This window comes from Nocardioides sp., assembly GCF_035547795.1.
In the GTDB taxonomy this organism is placed as follows: Bacteria; Actinomycetota; Actinomycetes; order Propionibacteriales; family Nocardioidaceae; genus Nocardioides.
This window is the reverse complement of the sequence record NZ_DASZUF010000099.1, coordinates 1-4760: the sequence shown is the minus strand read 5'-3', so window position 1 is coordinate 4760 and position 4760 is coordinate 1. Positions and strand designations below refer to the sequence as shown.

At 72.7% G+C, this 4760-nt stretch carries 3 protein-coding genes and 1 pseudogene; 3 read left to right on the top strand and 1 reads right to left on the bottom strand.

The genetic code is table 11. The features are described from left to right. The 3 genes from VHA72_RS06935 to VHA72_RS06925 all read left to right on the top strand — a co-directional run. Positions 1-2565 (top strand): DUF707 domain-containing protein (locus tag VHA72_RS06935; RefSeq protein ID WP_325573715.1); only part of this gene is annotated, 2565 nt, incomplete at its 5' end. Further along, positions 2565-4136, top strand: a complete 1572-nt coding sequence (locus VHA72_RS06930) for a glycosyltransferase (protein ID WP_325573714.1) — start codon at positions 2565-2567, stop codon at positions 4134-4136. The genes VHA72_RS06935 and VHA72_RS06930, both read left to right, overlap by 1 nt. A gap of 78 nt (positions 4137-4214) precedes the next feature. After that, positions 4215-4412 carry a hypothetical protein gene (locus tag VHA72_RS06925; protein ID WP_325573713.1) on the top strand — a complete coding sequence of 66 codons (198 nt, stop codon included), beginning with the start codon at positions 4215-4217 and terminating at the stop codon, positions 4410-4412. A gap of 63 nt (positions 4413-4475) precedes the next feature. On the opposite strand, the pseudogene VHA72_RS06920 reads toward VHA72_RS06925, so the two are convergent. Then, positions 4476-4760, bottom strand: a pseudogene (locus VHA72_RS06920) (MFS transporter); the annotation flags it as partial.

Sequence of the window (4760 nt, the reverse complement as noted above, 5' to 3'; positions counted from 1 at the left end):
CCCCCCCGCGGCCGGACGACGGTGCCGGTCAACGCCAGGGCGCTCGCCGCCCGGGTCGCCGGGCAGGAGGTCCGGGACCGCTACGGGCAGTCGACCTTCGGGTTCACGCCGATCCTGCTCGCGGCGTGGGACCAGGCGGCCGCGACGGCCGGCGAGATGCCGGAGCCGACGACGGAGCATCTGCAGACGTTCAACTGGCGATCCTTCGGTCCGGACGTCGAGCCCACCGTCGTCGCCACCGCACGGTGGGCCGCGCTGCGCGGGCTGCCCGCGCAGGCCGACCTGCTCGTGGTCACCGACCGCCCGGACGCGGCGACCCGGGCCACCGTCCTCGAGCTGGTGCGTGGCACCGACAGCGCGGTCGTGGTCACGACCGGACGCCCGCACGCCGAGCTCGCCGCCGGCGTACCGGCGGGGACCGTCATCCTCGACCTGGCCGCGCTTGCGCAGTGGCACCTGATGGACGCCGGAGGACGGGAGGACCTGCTCGCCACCGTGATCGTGCAGGCCGGCGCACGGGCGGTCCACGTCGTCGGCTCGGAGGTCGGCGCCGCTGCGGTGGCTCGCTACCGGCGCCTCATCGCCGCCGGCGGCGCCGAGGTGGTCGCCCCGGCCGGTGCCCAGGAGCGGGGCGTGGAGGGCGAGCGGTCGCTTCGTGTCAGCGTCATCCTGCCCACCTACCGCGGCGACGCATGGGTCGGCGGCTGCCTGGAGTCGGTGGCTGCGCAGACCGTGCCGGTCGGCTCCTACGAGATCGTCGTCGTACAGAACGGTCCGCCGACCCGCACGCCGCAGATCGTGGCGGACTTCGCCGCCCGGCACCCCGGCATCCAGGTCCAGCTCATCGAGACCGAGACGCCCGGGCTCTCACACGCCCGCAACCTCGGCCTCGACGCGGCCCAGGGGGAGTACGTCGTCTTCGTCGACGACGACGACCGGTTCGGGCCGCAGCACCTGGAGGCGCTGCTCTCGGTGGCCGGACCCGACGCCGTCGGCGGCACCATCGTCTCCTTCGTGGACGACGGCGACTTCGCCCGACCGAGCCTGGACAACTACATCACCAATGGTCTGCTGCCCTTCCTCGGGCGGCGGGTCGCGCACCACAACCTGGTGACGTTCCTGACCTATCCGTGGGCCAAGATCGTGCGCACCGACCTGGCCCGCAAGGTCCGTTTCGACGAGAGCCTCCCGATCGGCGAGGACGTGGTGTTCTGGGCGGCGCTGGTGGCCTCGGACCGGCTGCAGTTGCGGCTGGCCGAGGCGGGCGCCGACGCGGCGTACCTCTACAACGTCCGGCCGGGCAGCCTGATGGACCATGCCGCCGAGCACTCCTGGGAGCGCGACGTCGAGCGCCATCTGCCGGTGATCGCGGCCCTGGAGGGCATCACCTCCGACGATCCCTTCATCGAGTGGATGGTGCGCGAGGCGGAGGAGCGCCACTGGGTGGGCATCTCGGGGCCGTACCTGACGCAGCACCCCGAGGAGTACCAGCGGCTCGCCGAGGAGGCCGCTCGGCTGAACCTGCGCAACGTGCCGTGGCGCGCGCTGGGCTGCGTCGAGATCCCGTACGTCGAGCCGCCGGGGCGGGTCCCGGTCGAGGTCACCGAGCCACGCCGGCACCTGGCGCTGTTCCGCTCCGGTCCAACCTCGCTGCACCCGCACGCGGTGGCGCGGCTGGAACGGCAGAACTTCGACTACTGCCTCTCCTGGTTCGGCGCGGACGACCCCGCCGACCTGGGCATGGCCGACGGCGCCCGCTTCGTCCACCGGGTGAAGGGCCCCAAGTGGCCGGGGGTGTACGCCACCCTGGTGGAGTACCGCGACGTCGTCGACCGCTACGACTACGTCTGGCTGCCCGACGACGACCTGATGTGCGTGCCCGAGCAGGTCTCGGAGATGTTCGACATCGCCGCCCAGCTGAGGCTGGATCTCGCCCAGCCGGCGCTGGACCCGAAGTCCTACTTCAGCTATCCGATCACGCTGCGCCATCCGCGCTTCCAGGTGCGGTGGACCAGCTTCGTCGAGGTGATGGCGCCGCTGCTCTCCACGCCGTTCCTGTGGAAGGTGCTGCCCACCATCGAGCAGAACGTCACCGGCTGGGGGCTGGACTTCGTCTGGCCGACGATGACCTCCATCGGGAAGATGGCGATCATCGACGAGACGCCGGTGCTGCACACCCGTCCGGTCGGCGGCCCCAACTACGCCGCCGCCAAGCAGGCCGGTGGGCGCAGCCCCGAGGAGGAGCTGGAGTGGACCATCCGCCACTACGGCATCCAGCACCCGTGGGACCACCAGATCGCGTACGGCGGGCTGCTCTACAACGGTGACGTGGCGGTGCTCGGGCCGGACGCGCGGGCGGCCACGCCGCTGATCAGGGCGGTCCAGGGCTCCTGGCGCCCGTGGGAAAGCGGGACGCCGCAGCTGGAGCGCTACCTGCGCAACCACGTCCTGGTGGCCGAGGGCCAGGCGCCGTACGGCATCCCGCCGGCGGAGGTGCCGGCGCACATGGCGCGGGCGCTGACGGAGGCCGGCCTCCTGGACGGACCCCAGCCGGTGGACGGCTGATGGCGCCGGCGATCAGCGTGGTCGTGCCGACGTACCGCGGCCACGAGTGGATCGAGGGCTGCCTCGACTCGGTGGCGGCGCAGACGGTGGCCCGCGACCTGTTCGAGATCGTCGTGGTGCGCAACGGCCCCGACTCCGGCACCGACGCGCTCGTCGCGGCCTGGTGCGCCGGACATCCGGACGTCGTGGTCCAGTACCTGACCACCGAGACGGCCAGCCTGCCGGGCGCGGAGAACCTCGCCCTCGACGCCGCCCGCGGCGCCTGGGTCACGTTCCTCGACGACGACGACCGGCTCGCGCCTCGGCACCTCGAGGCGCTGCTGGCCGTCGCGACGCCGGGCGTGGTGGCGGTCGCCCCGATCGGCATGGTGTACGACGGCGACTTCGCCGCGCCGCGCTTCGACAACTGGCTGACCGCGCCGCTGCTGCCGTACGGCGGCAGCGACCTGGAGATGGGCCAGGTCGGTAACTGCGTCCACACCGTGCACGCCAAGCTGATCCCGGCCGAGATCGCCCGCCGCATCCGGTTCGACGAGACGCTCAAGCCCGGTGAGGACACCGTGCTACTCCTGCGCGTCCTGGCCGAGGGCCCGCTGCGGCTGGCGCTGACCGAGCTCACCGCCGACGCGGCCTATCTGTACCAGCAGCGCGCCGGCACCATCACCACCCAGGAGCGGACCTGGGACTTCGCGATCCGCGCCCACCTGGACGCGATCGCGGCCGTCGATGCCGTCGTGAGTGACGACGAGGATGTGGTGGCGATCCGCCGCACCCTGGTGCGCAACTTCCTGATCACGGTGCGCAGCTACGCCCGCGCCCATCCGGAGCAGGCCGCCAAGGTCGACCTGGCGGTGCGGGAGCGAGCGCTGCGCGAGGTGCCATGGGACGTCCTGCACGAGGGGCGCGCCGTCGAGCTGGCCATCCTCGACCTGGGCGACCGGGAGAGCATCGGCGCCTTCATCGAGCGCGGGGTGGTCGCCGACCTGCTCGCGCTGCCGCTCCTCGCGACTGCCGACGAGGCGGACCGGCAGGACGCGCTGGCGCTCAGCGAGCGCCTCCTCAACGCCGAGGGCGCACCGGTGGCCTGGGCGACACCGGGCGCGCTGGCCGGCGACGTGCGGGCGTTGGTCGACCAGCTCGCCGCGGGCCGCGACGGCTATGCCCTGTGGACCGGCGCCGGGGCGGTCGGGCTGCTCCTGGGCGCGCTGGTCAAGCTCGCCGCGCCGCAGCTGCGCTGGACGGCCCGGCTGACGCCGGGCGGGGGAGCGGGCCTCGACGTACCCGCGCGGGCGGACGAGACCCTGCACGTGCTGGCGGCCGGGCTGGCGGCGGCCGGGCTCGGCCTGGAGGAGTTCCCCGAGACGATGGGCATGCTGGCCGAGCTGGTCGCCTGCGGGCTCGCCGACGAACTGGTCGTCTCGACACAACAGCAGCTGGAGGACCTGGTCGAGCGCTGCCCGGACGAGCGGTTCGCCGCACGCGTCAGGAAGCGCGCCCGCCTCTCCGACGCCGGCGCGGCCCAGCTGAGCCGGCGACTGCGGCGACGCCAGGGCAGGGGCCGCCCGGATTGACCCAGGAGCGGATCGGTGGGACTCTGGTAGACGGCCCGTCCGGGCCTCTCACACGATCCGACGAAGGAACGTTCCTCCATGGCCAAGGCGCTTCTCGGCTACATGCAAAGCGACCTCCGGACGCCGCACCACCTCCTGGCCGAGAATGCTCGGCTTCGTGCGCGCGTGCAGGAGCTCGAGCAGCTCGTCCTCACCCTCAAGAACGAGAACGACTCCCTGGTCTCGGCTCACGCCGACCTGCTCGAGTCCTCGATCCAGGAGATGCAGCCCGCCTGACGGGCTCCGCCCCACCCCCGCGAGCCGCCCCCGACGTGATGTCGGAGGCGGCTCTTTCCGCTCTCAGTGGGCGGCCTCCTCGCGGGCCCGCATCGGCAGCAGGAACGCCGAGGTGAAGCTGACCGCGTAGCAGACCAGCGTCACCCACACCACCCACCGGGTGGCGACCTCGTAGCCGTGCTGCGGGATCCAGTGGAAGAAGAACGTTCCCAGGACCGCGACGCCGAGCGCGCCGGCGAACTGCTGGACGGCGTTGAGCAGGCCCGAGCCGGAGCCGACCTCCTGGTCGCTGAGGTCGGCCAGCACGATGTCGAACAACGGCGCGAAGATCAGCCCGCTGCCCAGTCC